Origin of the sequence: Natrinema sp. H-ect4 (assembly GCF_041894845.1) — an archaeon.
GTDB lineage: Archaea > Halobacteriota > Halobacteria > Halobacteriales > Natrialbaceae > Natrinema.
This window is the reverse complement of the sequence record NZ_JBHDYC010000005.1, coordinates 117376-142867: the sequence shown is the minus strand read 5'-3', so window position 1 is coordinate 142867 and position 25492 is coordinate 117376. Positions and strand designations below refer to the sequence as shown.

At 64.9% G+C, this 25492-nt stretch carries 16 protein-coding genes; 9 read left to right on the top strand and 7 right to left on the bottom strand.

Annotation, left to right across the window (positions count from 1 at the left end; translation table 11 throughout):
* Positions 1-66 precede the first annotated feature (66 nt).
* Positions 67-2067: a PAS domain S-box protein gene (locus ACEWFR_RS08830; protein WP_374060673.1), complete on the top strand. Its 2001-nt coding sequence runs from the start codon at positions 67-69 to the stop codon at positions 2065-2067.
* Here ACEWFR_RS08830 and ACEWFR_RS08825 read toward each other — a convergent pair.
* Positions 2064-2636 carry a response regulator transcription factor gene (locus ACEWFR_RS08825; RefSeq protein WP_374060672.1) on the bottom strand — a complete coding sequence of 191 codons (573 nt, stop codon included), beginning with the start codon at positions 2634-2636 and terminating at the stop codon, positions 2064-2066. The two genes, ACEWFR_RS08830 and ACEWFR_RS08825, sit on opposite strands and share 4 nt — an antisense overlap.
* Before the next feature lie 343 nt (positions 2637-2979).
* Complete coding sequence (locus ACEWFR_RS08820; RefSeq protein WP_374060671.1) at positions 2980-4953, bottom strand: 3-hydroxyacyl-CoA dehydrogenase NAD-binding domain-containing protein; 1974 nt, start codon at positions 4951-4953, stop codon at positions 2980-2982.
* Between the two features lie 114 nt (positions 4954-5067).
* On the opposite strand from ACEWFR_RS08820, the gene ACEWFR_RS08815 reads away from it, so the two are divergent.
* The 5 genes from ACEWFR_RS08815 (at position 5068) to ACEWFR_RS08795 (ending at position 12275) form a co-directional block, all read left to right on the top strand.
* The gene (locus ACEWFR_RS08815; RefSeq protein ID WP_374060670.1) at positions 5068-6213 is read left to right on the top strand and encodes an acyl-CoA dehydrogenase family protein; all 1146 of its coding nucleotides are present in this window, start codon (positions 5068-5070) and stop codon (positions 6211-6213) included.
* Between the two features lie 534 nt (positions 6214-6747).
* The gene (locus ACEWFR_RS08810; protein WP_374060669.1) at positions 6748-7515 is read left to right on the top strand and encodes a helix-turn-helix domain-containing protein; all 768 of its coding nucleotides are present in this window, start codon (positions 6748-6750) and stop codon (positions 7513-7515) included.
* Positions 7516-7651: 136 nt separating this feature from the next.
* Complete coding sequence (locus tag ACEWFR_RS08805; RefSeq protein WP_374060668.1) at positions 7652-10045, top strand: heavy metal translocating P-type ATPase; 2394 nt, start codon at positions 7652-7654, stop codon at positions 10043-10045.
* A 78-nt stretch (positions 10046-10123) separates the two neighbouring features.
* Positions 10124-10714 (top strand): DNA-3-methyladenine glycosylase, encoded by a 591-nt coding sequence (locus ACEWFR_RS08800; protein WP_374060667.1) that lies wholly within the window; start codon positions 10124-10126, stop codon positions 10712-10714.
* A 322-nt stretch (positions 10715-11036) separates the two neighbouring features.
* On the top strand, positions 11037-12275 hold the full coding sequence (locus tag ACEWFR_RS08795; protein ID WP_374060666.1) for a hypothetical protein: 1239 nt from the start codon (positions 11037-11039) through the stop codon (positions 12273-12275).
* Positions 12276-12371: 96 nt separating this feature from the next.
* Here the strand turns inward: ACEWFR_RS08795 and katG are convergent, their stop codons facing one another.
* From katG to ACEWFR_RS08780, 3 genes are all read right to left on the bottom strand, one after another.
* Entirely contained in the window at positions 12372-14561 is a 2190-nt protein-coding gene (gene katG / locus ACEWFR_RS08790; protein WP_374060665.1) for a catalase/peroxidase HPI, read from the bottom strand.
* Between the two features lie 208 nt (positions 14562-14769).
* Positions 14770-16119 (bottom strand): RimK family alpha-L-glutamate ligase, encoded by a 1350-nt coding sequence (locus ACEWFR_RS08785; protein WP_374060664.1) that lies wholly within the window; start codon positions 16117-16119, stop codon positions 14770-14772.
* 93 nt (positions 16120-16212) lie between these two features.
* Positions 16213-17682: a flippase gene (locus tag ACEWFR_RS08780; RefSeq protein WP_374060663.1), complete on the bottom strand. Its 1470-nt coding sequence runs from the start codon at positions 17680-17682 to the stop codon at positions 16213-16215.
* 946 nt (positions 17683-18628) lie between these two features.
* On the opposite strand from ACEWFR_RS08780, the gene ACEWFR_RS08775 reads away from it, so the two are divergent.
* Positions 18629-20485: a PAS domain-containing protein gene (locus tag ACEWFR_RS08775; protein ID WP_374060662.1), complete on the top strand. Its 1857-nt coding sequence runs from the start codon at positions 18629-18631 to the stop codon at positions 20483-20485.
* Between the two features lie 193 nt (positions 20486-20678).
* Here ACEWFR_RS08775 and ACEWFR_RS08770 read toward each other — a convergent pair whose 3' ends face one another.
* Together ACEWFR_RS08770 and purL are read right to left on the bottom strand one after the other, a co-directional pair.
* Entirely contained in the window at positions 20679-21266 is a 588-nt protein-coding gene (locus tag ACEWFR_RS08770; RefSeq protein ID WP_374060661.1) for a response regulator transcription factor, read from the bottom strand.
* A 115-nt stretch (positions 21267-21381) separates the two neighbouring features.
* Entirely contained in the window at positions 21382-23538 is a 2157-nt protein-coding gene (gene purL, locus ACEWFR_RS08765; RefSeq protein WP_374060660.1) for a phosphoribosylformylglycinamidine synthase subunit PurL, read from the bottom strand.
* 130 nt (positions 23539-23668) lie between these two features.
* Here purL and ACEWFR_RS08760 point away from each other — a divergent pair, with 130 nt between their 5' ends.
* Both ACEWFR_RS08760 and ACEWFR_RS08755 read left to right on the top strand, forming a co-directional pair.
* Entirely contained in the window at positions 23669-24352 is a 684-nt protein-coding gene (locus ACEWFR_RS08760; RefSeq protein WP_374060659.1) for a PHP domain-containing protein, read from the top strand.
* The gene (locus ACEWFR_RS08755) at positions 24349-25491 is read left to right on the top strand and encodes an asparagine synthase C-terminal domain-containing protein (protein WP_374060658.1); all 1143 of its coding nucleotides are present in this window, start codon (positions 24349-24351) and stop codon (positions 25489-25491) included. Before ACEWFR_RS08760 ends, ACEWFR_RS08755 begins: the two co-directional genes overlap by 4 nt.
* Position 25492 lies beyond the last annotated feature (1 nt).

The following is a 25492-nucleotide window of genomic DNA, read 5'->3' as shown; positions in this document are numbered from 1 at the left end:
TAACATGTGATCGGGCAGACTAACTACTGTGGTGATCGAGATGACATCTGTCCGAACTGCTCCGTTATGAGTCGACCACGCGTGCTCTGTGTGAGCGGCAATCGTTCGACACGAGCGGCCGTCACGCTGTCGTTGACTGACGCCCCGGTCGACGTCGTCATCGCCCAGCGACCCGCGGCGGCAATCGACCGACTCGAGCAGGAAGGGATTGACGCGGTCGTCATCGACGCGAGCACGGTGACGGACGTGCCGGCGCTCGTCGATACCGTCGAGTCCGAGGCCCCGAGGACGCCGACGTTCGTCTCCTGGGGAGCGAGCGACGACGGCGGTGGGGTGTTGAGCGAAGTGATCGTCCGGGCTGGGGAGATCGAACCGGGAGCGCAGCTGGCGGCCGCCATCACTGATCGACTCGACGACGACTCGAGCGCGGAACTCCCGAGAGCGGGCGACCCGAACACGGGCGATTTCACGACCGAGCCCGCGGCGTCACTCCGAGAGTTGCCCGCCGACCTCGCTGAAATCGTCGGTGCCGTTCGCCGCCGGCTGGTCGATGTGACCTCGCCGCTGGCGGTCGAACGGGTGCTCCGCGAGGAGCTGACCGGCTGCGATCGGTTCGCGTTCGCCTGGATCGGCGAGTACGACCGCGGCGAACGCGAGATCGTGCCGTGGCTATCGGATCCCAAGGCGATGGCGTGGTCGCTCCACCGAACCGTCAGTATCGGCGACGGCGAGCAGCCGCTGCTCGAGCGAGCGATTCACAGCGGAGAGATCCAGTATCGGCGGTATGGCGAAGACGATCGCGATGCCGTCCCGTTCGGCGACCGTGCGTTCGAGCGCGGCGCTCGATCGGTCGCCGTTGCACCCCTTGCGGCCGGCGGCGAGCTGTACGGAGTGACGGTCGTCTACGCGACGGAGCCGATTTCCGAACGCGAACGGAATGCGATCCAAACGATCGCCGCGACCGCATCCCACGTCCTCGAGACGATCGCCATCCGCGGCCGCCTCGATCAGCGAGAACGCGCCCTCCACCGGTACGAGCGACTCGTCGAAACGGCCGGCGACGGGATGTACGTCCTCGACGACGCGGGTCACTTCACGACCGTCAACGACGCGCTCGTCGAGATGACCGGCTACAGCCGCGAGGGGCTGCTCGGCGAACACGCGTCGATCCTCTTCGACCGCGAGGACGTCACCGCCGCGACGGCCCTCATTCGATCGCTGCTCGAGACCGAGAGTCACACCGAAACCATCGAACTGCCACTCGAGACGAAAGCCGGCGAGCGGATCCCCTGCGAGGCTCAGATCGCGGTCCTCGTTCCCGACGGCGAGTTTCTCGGCTCGGTAGGTGTCCTCCGCGACATCACGGAGCGAAAGCGAAGCGAACGGAAGCTTCGCGAACGCAACGAGCGACTCGATACGTTCGCTCGGATCGTCAGCCACGACCTCCGCAATCCACTCGGCGTCGCTCAGGGCTATCTCGAACTCTTCGAGGAGACTGGGGACGTCGAGCACGCCGAAAAGACCCGCGACGGACTCGATCGGATAGGGTCGATCATCGAGGACGTGCTGGCCATCGCCCGCGAGGGCGACTGGGCCGCAGACACCGACCCCACCGATCTCGAGTCGATCGCTCACGAAGCGTGGGACCACGTCTCGACCGCGGAGGCGACGCTGTCAGTCACGGGCACGATGACAATCGAGGCCGACCGCTCGCGACTCCTGCGGCTCCTCGAGAACTGTTTCAGGAACAGTATCGAACACGGCGACACGACCAGAACCGTTCGCGTCGGACCGCTCGAGCGAGACGGAAGAGACGAGCGTGACAGGCGAGGCGGCCGTGGCGAACGGGACGGACGTGCGCGGGGATTCTTTATCGAAGACGACGGAGAGGGGCTCCCCGAGGAACTCCGGGACGAAATCTTCGATCCGTCGGTTTCGTCGTCGACGGAGGGACTCGGAATCGGCCTCTGGATCGTCAGAGAAGTCGCTACCGGGCACGGATGGTCGGTCGTCGCGACCGAAAGCGAGGGTGGAGGGGCTCGATTCGAGTTCGAAATCGGCGTCTAGTTCTCTGACTGGAGATCTTGAAATGCGCCGACGAAATCGTCGTGGGAGGACATTCCGGAGACCGTCTCGTCGACGCGCTGCTCGAGCTCCGCGACGCGGTCGGTGAGGTCCTGATACTCCTCGTTGTTCGTGAGTTCTCGGTCGGCCTTTTCTGACTCCAGTAGCGCCTTCTTCGAGACGAGCGCGTAGTACTCCTGTATATCGGACTCGTAGTCGGAACGGTCGGCGACGTCGTCGACCATATCGACGAGTTCGTCCTTCGAGACCGGTTTGACGAGGTAGTCGTCGAACCCCATCTCGATGATGTCGAAGTCCGGATCGACCGCCGTCACCATGACTACCCGCGAATCGTATCCCTGCTCGCGAATCTGCTCGAGGACTTCGTCGCCGGAGAGACCGGGCATCCGCCGGTCGAGAAGCACGACTTCGACAGAGTCGGCCATCTTCTCGAGCGCCTCTTCACCGTCATAGGCCGTCTCGACGACCCAGTCGGTCTGTAGCCAGGCGGCAAACAGGTCCGCGAGCCGAGCCTCGTCGTCGACGACGAGCACCTCGGCACCGTCACTCATTGGGGAACCCCTCCATTCTCTTCATCGATTACAGCCACGCGTCACCAATGGTACCTCTCTGTGATAAATCTCGCGACCAGATATCAACTGTGTAACGTTACTATCGGTCAATTAGGGGAACAGATTCGGTCACTCATATTTCATGACGAACCCGACGCTCCATTCGTCGGCGGTCGCTTCATACGATCTGCTGTCCCGATGTGTTGGAGCAACCGCAGAACGGTTCGCGGTTGCTCCGGAACTGACGTATACTATAGTAGCCACTGAACGTCATTGCACACCTGATCAAACGACAGCTGTACGATCAGTATGTGAATCGGTTCAGAGGCTACTGTAGTCCGTCTCACTCCCCCTGGAAGTTCGGCTCTTCGTCTCCCATGAAGGCCATAATACCCTCCATCAGGTCGTCGGTCGCCATCAGATGACCGAACGCGGACGCCTCATACTCCAGTCCGGCTTCGGTATCGTCGCGACCGGCGAGCATCGCGCGCTTGGTGAACTTCTGGGCGATCGGCGGCCCGCCGGCGAGGTCGGTCGCCAGCTCGAGCGCGCGCGCTTCGAGCCCGTCGCTATCGACGACTTCGGTGACGAAGCCGTAGTCGGCCATCGTCTCGGCGTCGTAGCGCTCGGCGGTGAGGATGATCTCCTTCGCGCGGCCCTCGCCGATGATGTGTTTCAGTCGCTGCGTCCCGCCCCAGCCGGGGAGCAGTCCGAGGTCGAGTTCGGGCTGGCCGAACTGGGAGCGTTCGCTCGCGACGCGCAGGTCCGCACAGGTCGCCAGCTCCATCCCGCCGCCGAGACAGAAGCCGTCGATCCCCGCAATAACTGGCAGATCGCAGGCCTCGAGTTCGCCGAACGTCGACTGTCCCAGTCGCGACAGCTCCTGGCCCTCGATCGGGTCGGCACCGTCGCCGGCCATGCTCTGGACATCCGCGCCCGCGGAGAATGCCTTCTCACCTTCGCCGGTGACGAGGATCGCACGCACCTCGTCGTCGTCCTCGAGCAGGTCGATCGCCGCCGAGAGCTCCTCGAGGAGTTCGTCGCTGATGGTGTTCATCCGGTGTGGCCGGTCGAGGACGATGTGGCCGACCATGTCGCCGGGGTATTCGACGCGGATCGCCTCGAAGTCGACCGCGTCCGAATTCTCATCACTCTCGTAGAAACCGCCCTCGTCGGCGCGTTCCGCGAGATACTCCGCGGGCGCGTACCGCTCGTGGCCGGTCTGCTCGTAGGCCTCCTCGAGCGTCTCCTGGAGCTCCGCGAGGCCGTAGTCGTCGACGAGTTTGACCGGCCCGTCGGGGAAGCCGGCTCCGAGCTGGACTGCCTCGTCGATCGACTCCGGCGGAGCGACGTCGCCGCCGATCAGCTTGGCCGCCTCGTTGGCCATCGTCGCGAGGAGTCGCTTCTTGACGAACTCCGACTGCTCGTCCGTCGGGATCTGGACGCCCTCGCCGTCTTCGTAGTCGTAGAACCCCTTCCCGGACTTCTTGCCGAACTCCTCGTTCTCGACCTTCTCCGCCAGAAGCGGCGCCGGCTCGTAGGCTTCGCCCAGTACCTCGTGCATGTACTCGAGGACGTGGTAACTGACGTCGTTGCCGACCTGATCGCCGAGTTCGAAGCTGCCCATCGGCAGGCCCATGTCGAACTTCGTCGTCGAGTCGACCTCGGCGATGGTCGCCTCGTCGTTGCTGACGAGCCACGCGGCCTCGTTCATCAGCGGCACGAGAATACGGTTGACGATGAATCCGGGCGAGTCCTTGTGGACGCGAACCGGCGTCTTCCCCAGATCTTCGGCGAGGTCCTCGACGACCGAGAGCGTCTCCTCGGCGCTCTCGGCACCCGAGATCACTTCGACCAGCTGCATCCGAACCGGCGGGTTGAAAAAGTGCATGCCACAGAACCGCTCCGGTCGCTCGGTGAACTCCGCGAGGTCGGTGATCGAAAGACTCGAGGTGTTCGTCGCGAAGATCGCGTGATCGGGGGCGGCCTCCTCGAGTTCGGTGTACACGTCCTTCTTGATCTCCATCTGCTCGGGCACGGCCTCGATGACGACGTCGGCGTCGGCGACGGCGTCCGCCATGTCGACCAGCGGCGTCACTCGCTCGAGGGCGGCGTCAGATTCTTCTTCGGAGAGTTGATCGTTCTCGGCGAGCTTGCCCAGTGACCACTCGATCTGGTCGTAGCCGTTCTGGACGAACTCGTCTTTGATATCGCGCATGTTCACGTTGTAGCCCGCAATCGCGGCGACCTCCGCGATACCGTGGCCCATGTTACCCGCACCTAGAACTGCGACAGTGTTGATATCCTCCAGGTCCATGCTCACGATTCCTATTCGGACCCGTTTCAACGTTTCCCCTCGTATGATGGAAACTACACTTCCGTTTACAGACGGTTACAAAGTTCTTTATCACTGCAATGGTAACGGTTGTCTATGGAATTCGGACTCAGCGAAGAACAGGAGCAAATCCGCGACGAGGTTCGCCGATTCGCCGAAAACGAGATCGTCCCCAACGCAGAGGAGTACGACAGCGAAGAGAAGTTCCCCCACGAGATCGTCGACGAGGCCGCCGAGATGGGCCTGGTCGGCACCTCGATCCCGATGGAGTACGGCGGTGCCGGTTACTCGACCCTCGAGTCGGCGCTCATCGCCGAGGAACTGTTCTCCCACGACGCCGGGATCGCGCTGTCGATCATGGCCTGCTCGTTCGGTACCGAGGCCATCAGCGAGTTCGGGACCGAAGACCAGAAGGAGCGCTTCCTCGAGCCCGTCGCGACCGGCGAGAAGATCTCCGGCGCGGCGATTTCCGAGCCCGACACCGGGTCGGACGTCTCCTCCGTCTCGACGCGCGCCGAGAAGGACGGCGACGAGTGGGTGATCAACGGCAACAAGATGTGGATCACCAACGGCACCGTCGGCGACTTCTTCGTCGTGCTCTGTAAGACCGATCCCGACGCCGACAGCCGCTACGGCGGTTTCAGCCAGATCATCGTCGAGTCCGACCGCGACGGCTTCAGTTCGGACAAGATCACGGGTAAGCTCGGCATCCGAGCCTCCGACACCGCCGAGCTCATCTTCGACGACGTCCGCGTGCCCCAGGAAAACCTCGTCGGCGACGAGGACGCCGCCTTCCTCCAGCAGATGCAGTTCTTCGACGCCACCCGGACCGGCGTCGCCGCGCAGGGACTGGGCATCGCCAAGGGCGCGCTCGAGGCCGCCCGCGAGTACGCCCAGGACCGCGAGCAGTTCGGCCAGTCCATCTCGGAGTTCCAGGCCATCCAGCACAAACTTGCCGAGATGGCCACCGAGACCGAGGCCGCACGCAACCTGACCTACAAGGCTGCCTGGAACGTCGACCAGGGCAACGACATCACGAAGCTCGCCTCGATGGCCAAGGAGTACGCCTCCCGCGTCGCCGTCGACGTCTCCAACGAGGCCGTCCAGATCCACGGCGGGGCCGGCTATGTCAACGACTTCCCCGTCGAGCGCTTCTACCGGGACTCGAAGATCACCCAGATCTACGAGGGCACCACCGAGATCCAGAAGAACGTCATCGCGCGGGAACTGCTGGACGAATAACAACGAAATTTCACGTCACGAACTTTTACTCTGCGGGCGCGCCAGAGGCGCGCCCTCGGTAAAACTTCGATGAAAAGCACTCGCACCGACCTTTTTCCGCTCGGGTTCACTGCGTTCACCACTTGCGCAAAAATCTCGGCTAAAAAGGCCGCTCGCTCACTTCGTTCGCTCGCGGTCGGTGAGCTGGTGACTGCCTGCCCTCCCCCGGATCGCGCGACTCTCGCAGTCGCTCGAGCCGCGCTCTCGGCCGTGGGTTTCCGTTCCGTTTTGCTGCAGATAACCGCGATCACCAGCGACAGCACGACGAAGACCACGTGCATGGCCACGTGACCGATCATGGTCGCCTCGATGCTCCGTCTCCAGAACAGCCATCTGGACGCGGGGCCGCCGATCACGTTGGCGGCGACGGTCCACGCGACGACTGCAGGGAAGAGTCCGCCGTAGGTGGTTGCCGCCGTCCGTGAAGAGGGTCTCAAACGGCGGGCGCGCCGAGCGTCGGGAAACCCTTTGTCGCGTCGGCCCCTTCCTCAGGGTATGAGAGAGTTCGTCTTCGCCCTCGAGTACGAGCCCGGTTGCAACGGGGTGGCGGACGCGCTCGCGGACCACCCCGACGCCCGGGTCCGCTCGCTGTCGCTGCACGCAACCGACGACCGCCTCTGGCGAGTCGACCACGCCACCGGCACGCCGGACGCGCTCGCGGACATCGAGGACGCCTTCCTTACCAGTGACTACTACGCGGACTGTCTCGCGACCGACGACTGCGGCGCGACCCAGACCACGCAGGTGCTCGACCGCACTGACGACACGCTCGTTCTCTACTCCGACTGGGAGCGCACCCCAACCTGTGCGTCCGTCCCGCACATCGCCCGCGACCACCTCGGCGACGGCGTGCTGTTCGAGACCCGCCACGAGGGCCGTCACTACACCTGGCGGATCGTCCACTCCGGCGAGGGCGACACGGCGGCGTTCTTCGACGCCCTCGAGGCCGCGCTCGGTGACCGCGCCCGGATGGAGATGCTTCGAGCGGCGACGACGGATACCGATGCGCCGACGGGCGACGCGAACGGTGGGTCGAACGGACTCACTCCCGAACAGGAGGCCGCGCTCCGGGCCGCCGTCGAACACGGCTACTACGAGTCGCCTCGCGAGATCGATGCCGGCGACCTCGCGGACCACCTCGACATCCCGCGGTCGACGCTCACCTACCGGCTTCGCCGGGCCGAAGAACACCTGGCCAAGCAACACGTCGCGAGCGAGCAACTGGTCGACGGGCCGTCGACACCGCTCTATAGTAGCCACTGAAAGTCATTGCACACCTGATCGAACGACAGCTATACGCTCAGTGTGTGAATCGTTTCAGTGACTACTATAGCGGCCCCGCAGATTCTTGGAATATTCCAACGAAGGCTTATCGAACTGACGCGCTTACCTCTGGGTAATGACTGACGAATCGGATGCGACGAGAGGAATGGACGGGGCCGGCCAGCGACGGGAACTAACCGTCCGGCTTGCCGTCCCCGAGATGGACTGCCCATCTTGTGCGGGAAAGGTCGACAAGAGCCTCGGCCGCGTCGACGGGGTCGTCGACGCCGACCTCAATCCGACCACCGGGACGGCCACGGTCACGTACGACCCCGATCGAGCCAGCGAGGCCGACATGGCCGACGCGATCGAAGGTGCCGGCTACGAGGTCATCGGAGGGACGGACGGCGACGAAGAGTCGACCGAATCGGCCTCGAGCGCCGGCGGTGTCGACGTCGCACCGCCGTCAGAGGTCTGGACGAGCCCCCGCGCGAAGAAGACGTGGCTCGGCGCGGTGTTCGTCGCCCTCGGGCTGGGCTTCGAGTTCCTCCTGACGGGCGGGAACGTCGCGGTGGCGAGCGTCCTCGAGTATCCGCTCCACGTCGCTGATCTCCTCTTCCTCGGCGCGGTCGCCGTCAGCGGCGTCCCCGTCGTCCGGAGCGGCTACTACTCCGCGAAAAACCGGAGTCTCGACATCGACCTGCTGATGGGGACGGCGATCATCGCCGCGACGGGTATCGGCTACTTCGTCGAGGCCGCCACGCTGGCCGTCCTTTTCAGTATCGCCGAACTGCTCGAGGACTACGCGATGGACAGGGCCCGAGACTCCCTGCGCGAGCTGATGGAGCTCTCGCCGGACGAGGCCACAGTTCTGCGCGACGGCGAGGAAGTGACCGTTGACGCGGAGGACGTAGCGGTCGGCGAGATCGTCGTCGTCCGGCCAGGCGACAAGATCCCGCTCGACGGGACGGTCCGCGAGGGCGAGAGCGCGGTCGACGAATCGCCGATCACCGGCGAGAGTGTCCCCGTCGACAAGTCTGCTGGAGACGAGGTGTACGCCGGTGCTATCACCGAGGAAGGCTACCTCGAGGTCGAAGTCACCTCGACAGCGGGCGACTCGACGCTCTCACGGATCATCGAGATGGTGCAAGGCGCACAGGCCGAACAGACCGAAACGGAGCAGTTCGTCGATCGGTTCGCGGGCTACTACACGCCCGTCGTGGTCGTGCTGGCGATCCTGACCGCTGCCATCCCGCCACTCGTTATCGGCGACCCCGTCACCGCGGGCGTCGCCGGATACGAGCTCGTGTTCGCCGGCGACTGGGGGACGTGGTTCGTTCGCGGCCTCACGTTGTTGGTGATCGCCTGTCCCTGCGCATTCGTCATCTCGACGCCCGTCTCGGTGGTCTCGGGAGTCACCAGCGCAGCGAAGAACGGCGTCCTGATCAAGGGCGGCAACCACCTCGAGGCGATGGGCGAGGTCAACGCCGTCGCCGTCGACAAGACGGGCACACTCACGAAAGGCGAACTCGCCGTCACCGACGTCATCCCGGTCGGCGACGCCGACGAGGCGACGCTCCTCCGTCACGCCGCCGGACTGGAGCGACGCAGCGAGCATCCCATCGCCGCGGCGATCCTCGCCCGCGCCGACGAGTCGGGCGCGACTGAGTTTCCCGAACCGACGGGGTTCGAGAGTCTGACCGGCAGGGGTATCCGCGGGGAGATCAGCGGCGAGACGTACTACGCGGGCAAGCCGGCGCTGTTCGAGGAGTTGGGGTTCGATCTCTCGCGGGCCCGTGCCGACGGCACGTCGGACCCGCGGACTGACGGTGGCGTCGCCTCCGAGGGAACGCTCGAGGCCGACGACGGGGCCTTCGCCACGGACACGCTCGCCGCGCTCGAGCGGGAAGGCAAGACGGTCGTCCTCGTCGGAACGGAGACCGAACTGCTCGGTGCGGTCGCGATCGCCGACGAGGTCCGACCGGCCTCCAAGCGGGCGGTCGAGCGGCTCCACGACCTCGGCGTAGAGCACGTCGTGATGCTGACCGGCGATAACGAGGGGACGGCGCGGGCGATCGCCGAGCAGGTCGGCGTCGACGAGTACCACGCCGAACTTCTGCCCGACGAGAAGGTCGCGGCCGTGGCGGACATCCAGGAACAGTATGGCGACGTGGCGATGGTCGGCGACGGCATCAACGACGCGCCCGCGCTCGCAACCGCCGAGGTCGGCATCGCGATGGGCGCGGCCGGCACCGACACCGCCCTCGAGACCGCAGATATTGCGCTGATGGGCGATGACGTCGGGAAGTTGCCGTACCTGTACGAGCTGTCGCACACGGCTAACGGCGTCATCCGGCAGAACGTCTGGGCGAGCCTCGGCGTGAAGGCCCTGCTCGCGCTCGGCGTACCGCTCGGGCTGGTGAGCGTCGCGCTGGCGGTCGTCGTCGGCGACATGGGCATGAGCCTCGGTGTGACCGGGAACGCGATGCGACTCGCGAACGTCGAACCCGAGACGCCCGAACTCGAGTAGTCGCGCCGCTCCGATCGTCACTGCCGACCGAGACGCATATGCGTTCTCGGTACTGTACTCCCGTATCCGTCCCTTCGCATGAACGAAGAGGCACACGCCGTTCTCCGCGAGGACCCCGTTATGGCGGGGCTCCTCGACCGGCACGACCCCTACGCCGAACCGGACTGGGACGAGTACGAGCGGCTCTGCATTTCGATCATCAACCAGCAGCTCTCGACCGCGAGCGCGGCGGCCGTCCGCGAGCGCGTGTTCGACCTCCTCGAGGGGGACGTGACGCCGGCGTCCGTCCTGGCCGCGGACGAGGCGGCCCTCCGGGATGCGGGCCTTTCCCGGAGCAAGGTCGAGTACGTGCAAAACGCCGCCCGCGCCTTTCGGGAGAACGATTACACGCAAACCGGGTTGGCCTCGTACACCGACGACGAGGTCGTCGATCGACTCACCGATATCAAGGGGATCGGCGCGTGGACCGCGCGGATGTACCTCCTGTTCGTCCTCGAGCGCCCGGACGTGCTCCCGCTCGGGGATCTCGCCGTTCGCCGCGGTATCGAGCAGCTGTTTGGCGACGGCGGGGAGCTGACCCGCACTGAAATGCGCGAAATCGCCGAGCCGTGGCGGCCGTATCGAAGCGTCGCCACGCGGTACATCTGGGCCGAGTACGAATCTGACTGAACCCGATCGATCTCCGACCTGACGGAATCCGTCCCGACCCGATCGGCTCCCGCGTCCCGGTTCAAGAGAGCTCTGATCACGCCCGATTCTCGCGAGCGGTAAGCACGTCCTACACGCATCTCGGGATCGTGAAACAGTCACCGCCAAGACGGACAACACCGGATTACGACCCGGCCACTGCCGGCCGAAGGAAGGGGCTCGAGAAACGAGACACTGATCCGACGGGATGGCCCTGTTGACTGAAGTACGGATCGGTCCCAGTGTCATGGGAGATGGTAACGATACATCCTCCACCGAGACTGGCGACGCCGAGCAGCGGCGAATGACTACCGATACCGAACGCATCAGAGAGTGGGCCGAGGCCCGCGACGCCGTTCCGGTCAGGGTCCGAGATAGCGAGGATCACGGCCACTCCTTCGCCCGGCGCGACGAGATGGGCGAACACCACGAGGAGTACACCTGGGACGAGTTCGAGCAGCGATTCGACGACGACGACCTCGTATTCGTCTACCACGAGGAGGAGCCGACCGGCGAGGAGATGGGCTTCTTCGAGATCGTCGAGCGCGAGCACGCGTTCGAACGCGCCGATCTCGGCCGGGACGAACTCGAGGACTCGCTGCGAAGTGGCGAGACGGTGACGACGGAGATCGTCGAGACGCAGGTCGTCGAGCGGGAGATCGTCGAACGGGACACGATCGAGAGCGAGGTGATCGACACTGATCTGGTCGAACGGGACGTCGTCGACTCCGAACTGGTGAGCCGCGAGGTCGTCGAGACCGAGTTCGTCTCCGACGACATGATCGAGGTGACCGTCGACGAAACGCATCTGGATACCATCGAGGAGATCGAACGCTACATCGTCGAGAGCGAGGTCGTCGACGTCGATATCGAGCAAGAGGAGGAGCTCGAGCGAGACGACATCCGGACGGACATCGAACTCGAGAGCGTCCAGCGATCTATCCTCGAGAGCGACGTCGTCCGCTCGAACGTGACGCCCGACGACGTGGTCCAACAGGAGGTCATCCAGAGCCAGCGGACCGAGGGAGACGCCGTCCAGAGCGAACTCCTCGAGCGCCGGACGATCGAAGAGGAGGTCACCGAGCGACTGCGGATGCAGTACATGCTCGAGGACACCGAACTGATCGAGTCCGAGGTGCTCACCAGCGAGGTGCTCGAGGGCGAGATCATCGATGTCGACGAGTACGAGTCCATGGCGACCGGCGAAATGGAGACCGGAGCCACCGGGACCACGGGCGATGAGACGATGGCGAGCACCGGGGCCGACGCTGAGATGGGAGCGACGGACGAGATGGCGGAGGCGTCGGCGATCGAACTCTCCCACCACGATCAGGGGAAAGACGTCGTCGACGAGTCGGGCCAGCAGATCGGCATGGTCGCCGAAGTCGAGGGCCAGACGGCGTACGTCGATCCAGAGCCCGGCCTGACGGATCGACTTAAAGCACGCATGGACTGGGGTGGCCACGGCGACGACGACTACCCGGTTGAGTCATCGCAAATACTGGAGATCACGGACGACGAGGTCGTCATTCGGAGCGAGTGACGCGAGAACGTGGTCGGGAACGTTCAGACCGACCGGCGGGTCGTCCGGGCCGATGGATCGACTACCGAATCGATTCCTGTCGGTACGACCGCTCGATTACTCGAGGTCGAAGCGGTCGTGCGTCATCACGTTGCTCCACGCGTCCACGAAGTCACGGACGAACTTCTCCTCCGCGTCGTCGGACGCGTAGACGTCCGCGATGGCTCGAAGCCGGGAGTTCGACCCGAAGATGAGGTCCGCGCGGGTGGCCCGCCACTCGACATCGCCCGTCTCGCGGTCGCGCAGCTCGAAGACCTCACCGTCTTCGGAGTCGGTAGGCGCTTCCCAGCCCACGATGTCCTGGGTATCGTCGGACGCTTCCCACTCGTAGTCCATATCGAGCAGGTTCACGAAGAAGTCGTTGGTCAGCGTCTCCGGCCGATCGGTGATGACACCGAGGTCGGAATCCTGGTAGGTCGCGTTCAGTGCGCGCATACCGCCGACCAGCACCGTCATCTCGGGTGCCGTCAGGTCCAGGAGGTCCGCCTTGTCGACCAGCAGTTCCTCCTGCGAACGGTCGGCCTCGTCACTGTAGTAGTTCCGGAACCCGTCGGCGTTCGGTTTGAGCGCCTCGAAGGACTCGACGTTGGTCTGTTCCTGCGTCGCGTCGGTACGGCCCGGTTCAAACGGAACCTCGACATCGTAGCCGGCATCCGCCGCGGCCTGCTCGATGGCTGCGTTGCCGCCCAGAACGATCAGGTCGGCCAGTGAGACCCGCACGTCGTCGGATCGCGAGCCGTTGAAGTCGTCCTGAATCGCTTCGTAGGTCGACAGCACCGTCTCCAGCTGGTCCGGTTCGTTTACTTCCCAGCTCTTCTGTGGTTCGAGACGGATGCGAGCCCCGTTGGCACCGCCGCGTTTGTCGCTGTCGCGGTACGTCGACGCGGACGCCCAGGCGGTCTTGACGAGCTGGGAGACCGAGAGATCCGACGCGAGGAGTTCCTCCTTGAGCTCGGCGATCTCCTCGTCGCCGATCAGGTCGTAGTCGGCGTCGGGGATAGGGTCTTGCCACAGCATCTCCTCGTCCGGCACTTCCGGCCCGAGGAACCGATCCGACGGGCCCATGTCGCGGTGGATCAGCTTGTACCAGGCCTTCGCGAACGTCTTCCGGAACTCGTTGGGATTCTCCTGGAAGCGCTCGAGGATTTCCCGGTAGTCGGGATCGCGCTTGAGCGCGACGTCCGTCGTCAGCATCATCACGTCTTCTTTCTCCGCCGGATCTTCGGTACCGGGCGCGGCCTCGTCGAGTTCGCCGTTCTGCGTGGTCCACTGCCACGCGCCGCCGGGCCCCTTCTCGGGCCACCACTTGTACTCGAGCAGGTTACTGATGTAGCCCATGTCCCACTGCGTCGGCGTGGTGTTCCACGGGCCCTCTATGCCGCTGGTGATCGTGTCGGCTCCCTTGCCGGAGCCGTGGCTGCTCTCCCAGCCGAGGCCCTGCTGATCGATCGGGGCCGCCTCGGGTTCGGGACCGACGTGGTCGTCGGGGTCGGCGGCTCCATGGACCTTCCCGAAGGTGTGTCCGCCGGCGATGAGCGCGGCCGTCTCCTCGTCGTTCATCGCCATCCGACTGAACGACTCCCGAATTCGTTCCGCCGACCACTCCGGATCCGGCTCACCGTTTGGGCCCTCCGGATTCACGTAGATGAGGCCCATCACGGTGGCACCGAGCCCTTCTTGAAGAGTATCTTCCTTGTCGAAGCGCTCGGACGCTTCCCACTCGTTTTCGGGCCCCCAGTCGACGGCCTCGTCGGGCTGGTACTCGTCCTCGCGTCCGCCGGCGAAACCGAATGTCTCGAATCCCATCGACTCGAGGGCCACGTTCCCGGCCAGAACGATCAGGTCGGCCCACGAGAGTTTCCGGCCGTACTTCTGCTTGACCGGCCAGAGCAGTCGGCGCGCCTTGTCGAGGTTTGCGTTGTCGGGCCAACTGTTGAGCGGCGCAAAGCGCTGTCGACCGCCGGCCGCGCCACCGCGGCCATCGCTGGTCCGGTACGTGCCGGCGCTGTGCCACGCCATCCGAATGAACAGCGGCCCGTAGTGGCCGTAGTCGGCCGGCCACCACTCCTGCGACGTCGTCATCAGCTCCGTGAGGTCCGCCTTCACCTCCTCGAGGTCGAGTTTCTGGAACTCCTCGGCGTACTCGAAGTCCTCACCCATCGGATCGGCTTCCTGGGAGTTCTGGTCGAGGATCGTCAAGTCCAATCGATTCGGCCACCAGTCGTGATTCGGTTTGTTGTCTGACATGAATGGTCTCCTACGCTTGCAGAAATGGATCACGGAATAATAGATGTACCGATCGCAACATCAGTTTCGTGTTTCACCCCATATTGTTTTCGTTATAGAAAATATTGGGCCGAAAGCGAGCGAACTGTCCCGTGTCGAGCGAACCCGACCGGATCCGAGATATGAACTGCGACTGTGGAATCGGCGAGCGGAGCGACCGGTCGTCTCGTTACTCCTCTTCTTCTTCTTCGGGAGTATCGGCCGCGTCGCTGTCGATCCGGCGACTGACATCGACCTGATAGTTTCCGAGAATGTCTCGCCCGAGCAAGACGGGGTAATCCATGTGGCTGCGGTCTTCGACGCTGGCCGTGACGGTGTGTTGGTTGCCGCCGACGCCGACGACGACGTCGACGACGGGGCGACTCTTGGACTGTTTGCTGCTACCGGATCGAATGCGGGTGATAGACTTGATCGGGCCGGCCCCGATATCGGCGGCGAGACTGGTGTCGATGCTCGTCCGTGTGGCACCGGTGTCGGACTTCGCGAGAACCGTCTTCGACCCGCTGGTCCCCGAGAGAATGACTTCCTCCGTGTAGCCGATTACCGCAGGTTCCGTATCCTGTCCCCTCACATCCGGGGGCTGTGCTGCCGGCCGGGAGTCGTCGAGGACGTTCGCGAGATCACGCACGCGCTCGTCGTCGACCTCGCCGCCCGCCCGTTCGATCGCGAGTTTCGCGATATACGGTGCCGGGCTCATCTGGGTCGCCTCGTAGAGCCCCTTGAACCCCGCCGTCGGGTTGACCTCGAGGACGAACCAGCCCTCGTCACCCTCGACGAGGTCGACGCCGGCATAGTCGAGGCCGACGATATCCGATGCGCGCTGGGCCATTTCGCGAGCCTCGTCGGGGAGGTCGTCGGTCGCGTCCTCGACCGAGCCGCCGAGCGCGACGTTGGTTCGCCAGTCGTTGTCCGGCGCGTAGCGATACATCGCGGCCACGACCTCGCCGCCGACGACGTAGACGCGCAGATCGCGATGGCGAACGTCCTCTTGGTCGACGAGTTCCTGCAAGAACGCATACCGGTTACCGACCTTGGCGTTGATCGGGTCGTCGGGGCCGACCTTCCACGTCCCACCACCGTGAGTGCCGATGGCGGTCTTGTAGACGGCCTCCTCGCCGTAGCGGTCCCGCGCAGCGTTCAACTGCTCGCCGCTCAACGCGAGCGTCACGTCGGGCGTCCGCACGTCGTTCGACGCGAGCGCGGTCGCCGTCGAGAGCTTGTGGATCGCCGTCATCACCGCCATCGGTTCGTTGAGTGTCGGAACCAACTGAGAGAACGCGTTTACCAGCCCGAGTTCCTCGGCGGGCTGTTCGGTATTCGATAGCAGTACCCTGTTCGCGATGACGTCCACCGCGGGCTCGAGCGTCGGACTCCCGTCGGCGACACTGACGGACGTGTTCTCGGAGCGAAGCCACTCGGTGTCGTGTCCCAGATCCTCGACGGCGTTGAGAATTGCTTTGGTTTCCTTGCTCGTATGAAGACTCAGTACCCCCACGGTCACGGGATCGGCAACGGCCATACTGCCTAGACACCGAACCCTCGGATAAGCGTTGATAGTTCACTCAGTGATAGCGGAATCGGATGGGGGACATCCGGACGGTTCGAGCCGCTGTCACCCGATGACTGACCGAACCTGTCCCGGATCAACTAGGCCGCTCAGCACCGCCAGCACGGCCCAGGTGACGGCACCGAGAGCGATCGCCCCGAACAGCATAAGCAGGTTCGAAACCAGCGGCGTTACGAGCAAGACGGCGGCCGCCATGACGCCCGTAATTCCACAGACCATCCCAGTCGTCCGCGCGAGTCGCCCCACGTGCAAGCCGAGTTCGGTATGGACGATATAGAGGTTGACCGCGACGTACACCGAGTGGGTCGCCACCGTCGCAATCGCCGCCCCGACGACGCCGATCAGCGGGATCAACACGATGTTCAGTCCGAGATTGGCCAACGCCGTCGCGCCCTTCGCGACCGCTCGAGAACGAGCGCGACCCAGATAGTCCAGGCTATCGCTGGTCAGGTTCGTAATCGCCTGTAGCACGACGAATCCGGCGAGCACCTGTAAGACGGGAATCGCACCGGCGTAATCGGCCCCGAACACCATCGTCAAGAGCGGTCCCGCGACGATCGTGAGGCCGGCCGCTGCCGGAATGTAGAGCAACAGGATGTTCGTCAACGAGGTCTCGTAAATCCGCCTGGCTTCCTCGAGTTCGCCGGCAGCCTTCTGTTCGCCGAAGTTCGGCGAGATGGTAAAGCCGAGCGACGCCGCGGGCGCGAGCACGAACTCGGTGATCTGCTTTGCGAGGGTATAGAACGCGACCGCAGCCGGATTGATGAAGGCTCCGACCAGCACGATGTCGATCTGCTTGTCGATGACGTTCGCACTCTGGGTCGCCGTCAGGGGGACGCTGTACTCGAGAAGGCGGCGCGAGAGGCCGTCCTCGTATTCGTCCGCGGCGTCGTATCGGACGTAGAACCCGTAGTAGAGGATTCCCATTCCAATGACGGCGGCGACGGCGTAGCCGACGATGTACCCGAAGAACGCGCCGAGCGCACCGAACCCGGCGAGGACGAACGCGACGACGAAGACGAGTCGGGCAGCGCCGCTGATCGCCTGAACGAGCGCGCTGTAGCCGAGGTGGTTGAAGCCCTGTAACGCCACCCGCGCGAACGCGCTAAAGGAAAAGACGCCGAGATAGATCACGCCCGCGGCGAGAAACGGGGCCGCACCCGGTTCGCCGAGCGCGACCGCGATCTGCTCGTGAAAGAGCAACAGGGCGTAGGAGACGAACGCGATCAGGATGAGTTTGACCGTGACCGTGGACCTGAGCAGGTGCGGGATCTGGCCCGGGTCCGCCTCGCGGTATTCGGAGATGTACCGCGCGACGGACCGGCTGAGACCGAGGTCCACGAACAGTTGGATGATCGCCAACACGCCGATCGCCCAGTAGAGCACGCCGTAGCCGTCCGGCTCGAGCAGATACCGCGCCAGGACGAACATCAGCAACGCGCTCGAGAGCATGTAGACGCCGCGCGCGGCGAGCGTTGCCTTGAAGCCGCTGACGATGTGGTCTTCCCTATTCATAGTAGACTGGGACGGTGAGAGACGCGCGACCGTCCGATGCGACGGTGAACTCGACCAACGTGGTCGTCCACTCGAGGGATCGGACATTTGTAATGCGGCGACAACACGCGGAAATGGGCCGCAACAGCGGCGGTGACGGGGTCGGTCCGACGAACGGTCCCAAAACGACCTGCGCGCCGGATCGACGGGGTACAACTCGAGTGTACCGTCACGCAAACGATCGCAAGCGAACCATACACGGGGCCAAAGTGCTGTTGAACAGAATCAGAACTGTACTGTACAGGGTGTTCAGTAGTGAGTTCGATGAAAGAAGTTCCCTGCTACCGTGGCAACAGGAAATCGCCACGCCCTCCCCAACCGAGTTCTACTCACGGGCCGGAGGCCCCAGGTCACTTCGTTCCCCGTTCACCTCGCGGTTCTCACTCCTGACAGCCGCTCCGAACGACGCACCGTTCGTATGGTTTGCGGGATCGACGGTCCTGAGCTATTCGTTCACTTATCCCTCACGCAACGTCATCGGCCACCCTCACTGACGTCCGGTCGGCTTGCTCACGGCTCGCTTCGATCTCCAGTCGCTTCCGAGGCGCGACTATCGGGAGCGTCTCGCTGACAGCGCGCGTCACCGTACGATGGGTGGCCGGCCCGGAGTAATACGGGGTTTCCCTATACCGATCAGCTGGTTTTTGCGCCGGTCACTGACTCGGCGTGGCGCGACGGTCACGGTTTTGTTTGCGCTCCCGCTGCCTCTCAGTCGATGGCATTGCGGTGACTGTGTGAACTCGTGTGGGTGAGTCGCACGCTACTGCTCGGCCACGACACTGAAATAGGCGTCCCACGAACGATGTGCTGACTGTCTGTCGATGATGCAAACGGCTGAGGGAGGGGATCTCCTCGAGAGAGATGACGGGACGAATCAGTCGCCGAACGGGGGTGGAGAGCCGTGACGATGCGATCCGTTCCGATCGTCGACCGGGTCACCGACGCCTTCTTCGCCCTCGATACCGGCTTTCGGTTCACCTATCTCAACGAGCGAGCCGAAACGCTGCTGAAACGCTCGCGCGCGGAGCTGATCGGCCGGGTCATGTGGGACGAGTTTCCCCAGACCGTCGAGACGCAGTTCCCCGAGGGCTTTCACCGCGCGATGGACGAACAGGTGCCGGTTTCCTTCGAGATCTACCACGCCCCCCTCGAGACGTGGTTCGAGGCGCGGGCCTACCCCTCCGAGACCGGCCTCTCGGTGTACATGCGCGACGTCAGCGAGCGGAAGGCTCAGGAGACGACGCTGGCCCAGCACGCCGCGGTCGTCGAGGCGATCCGGGACGCCGTCGTCACGCTCGATCGCAACCGCGAGATCGTCACCGTCAACGGCGCGACCGAGTCGATCTTTGGCGTCGGCCGATCGCAACTCGTCGGCGAGCACATCGAGACGCTGACCGAACTGGCAGGGATCGACGCCGAACGCGCCGTCGAGATCGGCCGGGCGATCACCGATGTCGACGTCGGCAACGCCGGCCGTCGCCAGCTCGAGCTCCCCTACACCGGTCGGGGCGGCGACGATCGAATGGGTGAGTTCCGGTTCGTCCCCGTCGAGGACAACAGGGCGACCGTCGCCGTCGTCGTCCGGGACGTTACCGACCAACACGAGTACGATCGCGTCGTCACGTCGTTACACGAGGTCACCCGGTGGCTCCTCGAGTCCGACGACCCCGAAGAGATCTGCGCGATCGCCGTCCACTCCGGCAGCGATCTGCTCGATCTCCCCATCAGCGGCATCTGGCTGCTCGAGGAGGAGCAGGGCTACCTCGAGCCGGTCGCCGGCACCGCCGGCGCGCACGACGAGTTCGGTGGCCTCCCGCGGTTCAATCCCGGAGAGGGGCTCGTCTGGGACATCTTCGAGGCCGGCGGCGTCGAACTGTTCGACGACCTCGAGACCGTCGACGGCATCTACAACCCCGAGACACCGCTGCGCTCGGAGATCATCGCACCGATCGGGACCCACGGCGTGCTCATGACTGGCTCGCTCGAGCCCCACCGATTCGACGAGAGCGACGTCGACCTCATTTCGACGCTGGTCGAGAACACGCGGGCCGCCCTCGATCGGGCCGACCGAGAACGGATCCTCAGGGACCGCACGGACGAACTCGAGCGCCAGACCGAACGCCTCGAGGCCGTCGCCGACGTGCTCTCGAACGACCTGCAGCGCCAGCTCGAGGCCGTCGCCGACGCGCTCGAGGACGACGGAGCCGAAGCATGGGAGTTTCCCCTCGCGGAGGACACCGTCGAAACGACTCTCGACCGGGCCGAGCGCCTCGTCGACGACGTTCGGGAGTTCGCCCGCAACGCCACGGCCATCGGGACCCGTGCTCGGCTCGACCTCGAGTCGGCGATCGACGACGCCATCGGGGAGTCCCGCCTCGAGGCGGACGCGCTCGTCGTCGACGCTCCGGCCACGCTCCGGGCGGACCCCGAGCGGTTCGTCCACCTGCTCGAGACGGCGTTCGACAGCGCCGCCGCGCGGGCCGACGACGACGTGATGATCCAGATCGGGCTGGTCGGCTTCGAGAACGGCGGCAGTCGCGGCTTCTTCGTGCTCGACGACGCCGCGGAGATCCCGCCGAACGCACACGAACGCGTCCTCGATCCGACCGCTGACGACGACACCGCAGTCGACGGACTTGGCCTCGCGCTCGTTCGGGCCATCGCCGAAGCCCACGACTGGAAGTGTACCGTCACCAACGGCCAGAACGGCGGCACGCGGATCGAAATCCGAGACATCACGACGCTCGAACGACGACTCGAGTGACCGGTCCGGGCGCTCGAATCCGCGTTCGGGGTAGGCCGATCAGGAGGAAGCGGATTCTGCGCTGGGATGATTCTGCGCTGGGCCGATTCAACGTTATGACCGTTCTGCGCGGACGAGCGTTCCGACTCGTCGACTGATGGACTCCGGCTCGTCAATTGATGGACTCCGTCTCACCACGCCGTCTCGATCCCCGCTACTCCTGAAAAACGGATTCGCGCGTAATGTCCTGACAGAGCTCCCGATAGCTGTTCTGTTCCAGGAGTTCCTGCATCGTGTCGTTGACCCGGACGCGAAGGACGGCCATCCGGTCCTCGAGTTCGGCGTACTCCTGGCTGGACCGGCGTTCGGACTCGGTCTTCTGGTCGTCCAGCAGCGCCTTCTTGGACGCGAGTGCGAAGAGCTCCTGGAGTTGCTCGTCGTGGGTCGCCCGGAGGAGCAACTGGTCGATAATGTCGACCAGTTCGTCCTTCGAGACGGGCTTGACAAGGTAATCGTCGAATCCGAGCTCGACGATGTCGAAATCGGGTTCGACTGCCGTCACCATCGCGACCCGGCACTCGAGTGACTGCTCTCGAATAGTCTCGAGGACGGTATCGCCCGAGAGACCGGGCATCCGACGATCGAGGAGGACGACATCGATCGCACCATCGATCGCCTCGAGCGCTTCGCTGCCGTCGTAGGCCGTCTCGACGTCGCAGTCGTCCTCGAGCCACGCGGCGTAAAGGTTCGCGAGGTCGGGCTCGTCTTCGACGATCAGGACGGACGGAGTGTCTGTGGACATCGAATTCCTCCGGTCTGGCGGTTCGTTGGACGAATCGGCCCGGTCGTATATCAATATACCGGACAATACGGCGAAAAATCCGTCGAATCGGTTCGTGGACTCTCGATCGGTCCTGTTACTCGAGTTCGCGTTCGATCGTCGCGCGTCGCTCGCGGATCGCGGCCGCGTCGGTCTCGAGCGTTCGGTCGCCGAGATCGATCGCGAGCCGACCCTCGTCGGTTGCCGTCCCGAGTTCGACGACCGGGGCGATGCCATCGAACGCCTCGCGGACGGCCGCGACCGATTCGGTCTGGATCAGCGCGCGACCCGGCTGTTCGTGGAACAGCGCGCCAGCGGGATCCGGCGCCGGGATCGACACCTCGAGGCCCGCGTCGTCGCCCACCATTTCGGCGAGCGCGACGGCGAGGCCGCCGTGACTCACGTCGTGAACGGCCAGCGTCGAGTCGTCGTTCGCGACCGCCGCCAGCGTCTCGACGACGCTCGCGGGATCGGCGGGCAGGCCTGGGAACCGATCGCTGCCGTCGAAGCGCGCGAGGTACTCGGAGCCACCGAGCCGGGACTCGTCTCGCTCGAGGCCGAGATCACCGACGAGGACCAGATCGCCCTCGGACTCGACCGACAGCGGCGGCGCATCGTACCCGTCTTTGGAGCCGACCATCGCCAGCGTCGGCGTCGGCGGAATCGGCCCCGCGACGGAATCGTTATACAGCGAGACGTTCCCGCCGACGACCGGCGTCGACAGCGTCTCGCACATCTCCGCGAGGCCGTCGACGATGCCGGTGAAGCCGCCGTAGACGTCCGGCTTCTCCGGGTTGCCGCCGTTGAGGCAGTCCACCGCGGCCAGCGGCGTTGCGCCCTTCGCCGCGATGTTCGTCGCGTTCTCGAGCGCGACCGCGCGAGCCCCCTCGTAGGGCGCGACGGTGGTCCAGTTCGGCGCGGCACCAGAGGAGATTGCGAGGCCCTGCTCGGCCTCTCGCACCGCGATGATCGCCGCGTCGTCGCCCGGTCCGACGCTCGTCCGCACGCCGACCTCGTGGTCGTATTGCCGGTAGACCCACCGCTTTGAGGCGGTGTTCGGACTCGAGACGATCGCGTCGAAGGCCGCCTCGAGGTCCGCGTCGGGCAGGTCCGTCTCGGGCTCCTCGAGTTCCTCGGTCGCGAGGTCGTTCATCGGCGCGCCCTCGCCGAGGAAGTAGGCGTCGACGTCGACGACTGTCTCTCCCTCGAAAAGACACGTGTAGTTTTCGTCGGTGACCTCGCCGATGACCGAACAGCCGAGATCGAACCGCTCGACGATCTCGCGCACGCGGTCGACGTTCTCCGGCTTGACCTCGTAACACATTCGCTCCTGAGACTCGGCCAGTAGAATCTCCATCGCGTTCATGTTCGGCTCGCGCTGGTGGACTCGCTCGAGTTCGATGCGGGCGCCGAGGTCGGCCTTGGCGACCATCTCGCTCGAGGCCCCGCCGAGGCCGGCGGCGCCGAGGTCGCGAGCGGACTCGATTAGGCCTTCATCGACGAGTTGTTCGTTGGCCTCGATGAGCAGCTTTTCGGCGTACGGATCGCCGACCTGCACCGCAGGTCGATCCGCCGTTTCGGCGTCTTCGGCGAGGTCCTCGCTGGCAAAACTCGCGCCGCCGAGACCGTCGCGACCGGTGGCGTTTCCGACAAGGACGAGCGTGTTGCCCGGCTCCTGCGCTTTGGCGGTGACGAGGCGCTCCTCATTCGTCAGCCCGACGCAGGCCACGTTGACCAGCGGATTCCCCTCGTAATCGGGGTGGAAATCGACGCTTCCGGCGACCGTCGGGACGCCGATACAGTTGCCGTAGTGGCTGATTCCCTCGACGACGCCCTCGAAGAGGTACTGCGAGTGGTCATCGTCGAACTCGCCGAAGTACAGCGAGTCCGCGAGCGCGATTGGATACGCACCCATCGAGAGCGTGTCCCGGACGATGCCGCCGACGCCCGTCGCCGCGCCGTCGACTGGGTCCACGTAGGAGGGATGGTTGTGGCTCTCGATTCCCATCGTGATGTACGTGCTCCCGTTTCCGTCTCCGCTTTCGCTATCGGGGAGTGCGACAACCGCCGCGTCGTCGCCCGGCCCAACAACGACTTGCTCGCCCTCGCTGTCGAACGCCGACAGCAACGGTCGCGAGGAGCGGTACGCACAGTGCTCGCTCCAGAGGTTCTCGAACAGCGCCGCCTCCGCTCGAGTCGGTTCCCGTCCCAGCTCGGAGACGACGAGTTCGCGGTCCGAATCGGCAAGACTCATTCACCTAGGTGGTGAAAGTCGGCCGGTAAATGGGTTTCTATATGCACGAACGTGGATAAAATCGGTCGATGGGCGGCGTCGAGAGGTGCGGACCGAGTCGTTTTTCATCAGCCCCGCTAAACGTCCGCCCGTGCTGTCGGTCGAACTTCACACGCATTCGTCGTTGTCCTACGACGGTCGCGACCCGGTCGAGCTCATTTTGGAGCAGGCCGAGGCCGTCGGTCTCGACGCGATCGCGGTGACGGACCACGACGAGATCGATGCGAGCCTCGAGGCCGCCGAGTTGGCCCCCGACTACGGCCTCGTGGGCATTCCGGGAATGGAGATCTCGAGCAAGGCGGGTCACATCCTCGGACTCGGTCTCGAGAAAGCGGTTCCCCCGGGGCTTTCCTTCGAGTCGACGCTCGAGGCGATCCACGACCAGGGCGGATTAGCCGTGATTCCCCACCCGTTCCAGGAGTCGCGCCACGGCGTAATGGCACGGATCTCCCGCGAACAGCTCGCGCTCGGCGACGCGATCGAGGTCTACAACTCCCGTCTGTTTACCGGTCGGGCGAACCGGCAGGCCGAACGCTATGCCAGGTCTCGAAATCTGCCGATGACCGCCGGGAGTGACGCCCACATCAGCGAGATGGTCGGGCAGGCGATCACCCGCGTCGACGCCGACGACCGCTCCGCCGATGCGGTCCTCGAGGCGATCGCGGCGGGCCGGACGACCGTCGAAGGGAAGCGAACGCCGTGGCGGATCAGCATTCGACAGTTCGCCGGCGGCGTCACGCGACGAGTGGGTCGCGTTTTTAATCTCATCCGATGACCGACACAACGCTTCGCGGTGCCGAATCGCCGATCGTTCGCGACGCGCTCGAGCGCGCCGACCCGCTTCCGGGAACGGCTGGCTTCGCGGGGGAGATCGACGGCCGACTCGTTCGAGACGTGCTCGGGAGAGTTCCGCTGTTCGTCGAACTGGAAACGAGTCTCTCGCGCACGGGACCGTCGTGGGCGTTCGAGCCGACCGTACTCGAGAACCCAGTCCTCTTTCCGGCCGGTGCGATGGCAGCCGTGGACAGTCCCGTTCCCGACGCCGAATCCCGCTGGGCGCTCCCCGATCCGGCCCCCGTATCGGACCACGAGGCCGCGATCGACGACCTCGAGGGTGCAATCGAAACGGCGACCGCGGGCGTTCGGCAGGACGATCGCGATATCGCCGTCGCCTTCTCCGGCGGTGTCGACTCGGCGCTGGTCGCCGAACTGCTCGACGCGCCGCTGTACGTCGTCGGCTTCTCCGACAGCCACGACGTCGCGGCCGCGCGGACAGCCGCCGATGCGATGGGGCGCGACCTCACGGTCGTCGACCTCGAGCCGGCCGACCTCGAGCGCGCCGTTCCGGAGATAGCGCGGGCGACCGGGCGGACGAACGCGATGGACGTCCAGATCGCGCTCCCGCTCTACCTGGTCGGCGAGCGCGTCGCCGCGGACGGGTTCGACGCGCTCGCCGTCGGCCAGGGAGCCGACGAACTGTTCGGCGGCTACGAGAAGGTCGTCCGACTCGACCACCGGGTCGAGGCCGAGACCGTCCGCGGAGCCGTCCGCGAGCAAATTCGAAGCCTCCCGAACCAACTGCCGCGGGACGTACTGACGATCGAGGCGACGGGCCTCGAGCCGGTCGCGCCCTTCCTTCACGACGCCGTGGTCGAGGCGGCGCTTCGACTGCCCGACGAGCTACTGGCCGACGCGGACGAGCGAAAGCGCGGGTTCCGACGCGTTGCGGACCGGCATCTGCCGGCCGAGGTCGCCAGCAGGGACAAGAAGGCGGTCCAGTACGGTAGCCTCGTCGCTCGCGAACTCGATCGACTCGCCCGGCAGGCCGGCTACAAGCGTCGGATGGACGATCACGTGGACAAGTACGTCGAATCACTACTCGCGGATGAGGAGACACGGGCAGGCTCAGACTGAC

Bases quoted from the DNA above. Each gene is read 5' to 3' on its own strand.
- katG (WP_374060665.1), bottom strand. From the start codon at position 14,561: ATGTCAGACAACAAACCGAATCACGACTGGTGGCCGAATCGATTGGAC.
- ACEWFR_RS08815 (WP_374060670.1), top strand. From the start codon at position 5,068: ATGGAATTCGGACTCAGCGAAGAACAGGAGCAAATCCGCGACGAGGTT.
- ACEWFR_RS08825 (WP_374060672.1), bottom strand. From the start codon at position 2,636: ATGAGTGACGGTGCCGAGGTGCTCGTCGTCGACGACGAGGCTCGGCTC.
- ACEWFR_RS08830 (WP_374060673.1), top strand. From the start codon at position 67: ATGAGTCGACCACGCGTGCTCTGTGTGAGCGGCAATCGTTCGACACGA.
- ACEWFR_RS08805 (WP_374060668.1), top strand. From the start codon at position 7,652: ATGACTGACGAATCGGATGCGACGAGAGGAATGGACGGGGCCGGCCAG.
- ACEWFR_RS08785 (WP_374060664.1), bottom strand. From the start codon at position 16,119: ATGGCCGTTGCCGATCCCGTGACCGTGGGGGTACTGAGTCTTCATACG.
- ACEWFR_RS08820 (WP_374060671.1), bottom strand. From the start codon at position 4,953: ATGGACCTGGAGGATATCAACACTGTCGCAGTTCTAGGTGCGGGTAAC.
- ACEWFR_RS08755 (WP_374060658.1), top strand. From the start codon at position 24,349: ATGACCGACACAACGCTTCGCGGTGCCGAATCGCCGATCGTTCGCGAC.
- purL (WP_374060660.1), bottom strand. From the start codon at position 23,538: ATGAGTCTTGCCGATTCGGACCGCGAACTCGTCGTCTCCGAGCTGGGA.
- ACEWFR_RS08780 (WP_374060663.1), bottom strand. From the start codon at position 17,682: ATGAATAGGGAAGACCACATCGTCAGCGGCTTCAAGGCAACGCTCGCC.
- ACEWFR_RS08810 (WP_374060669.1), top strand. From the start codon at position 6,748: ATGAGAGAGTTCGTCTTCGCCCTCGAGTACGAGCCCGGTTGCAACGGG.
- ACEWFR_RS08800 (WP_374060667.1), top strand. From the start codon at position 10,124: ATGAACGAAGAGGCACACGCCGTTCTCCGCGAGGACCCCGTTATGGCG.
- ACEWFR_RS08770 (WP_374060661.1), bottom strand. From the start codon at position 21,266: ATGTCCACAGACACTCCGTCCGTCCTGATCGTCGAAGACGAGCCCGAC.
- ACEWFR_RS08795 (WP_374060666.1), top strand. From the start codon at position 11,037: ATGACTACCGATACCGAACGCATCAGAGAGTGGGCCGAGGCCCGCGAC.
- ACEWFR_RS08775 (WP_374060662.1), top strand. From the start codon at position 18,629: ATGCGATCCGTTCCGATCGTCGACCGGGTCACCGACGCCTTCTTCGCC.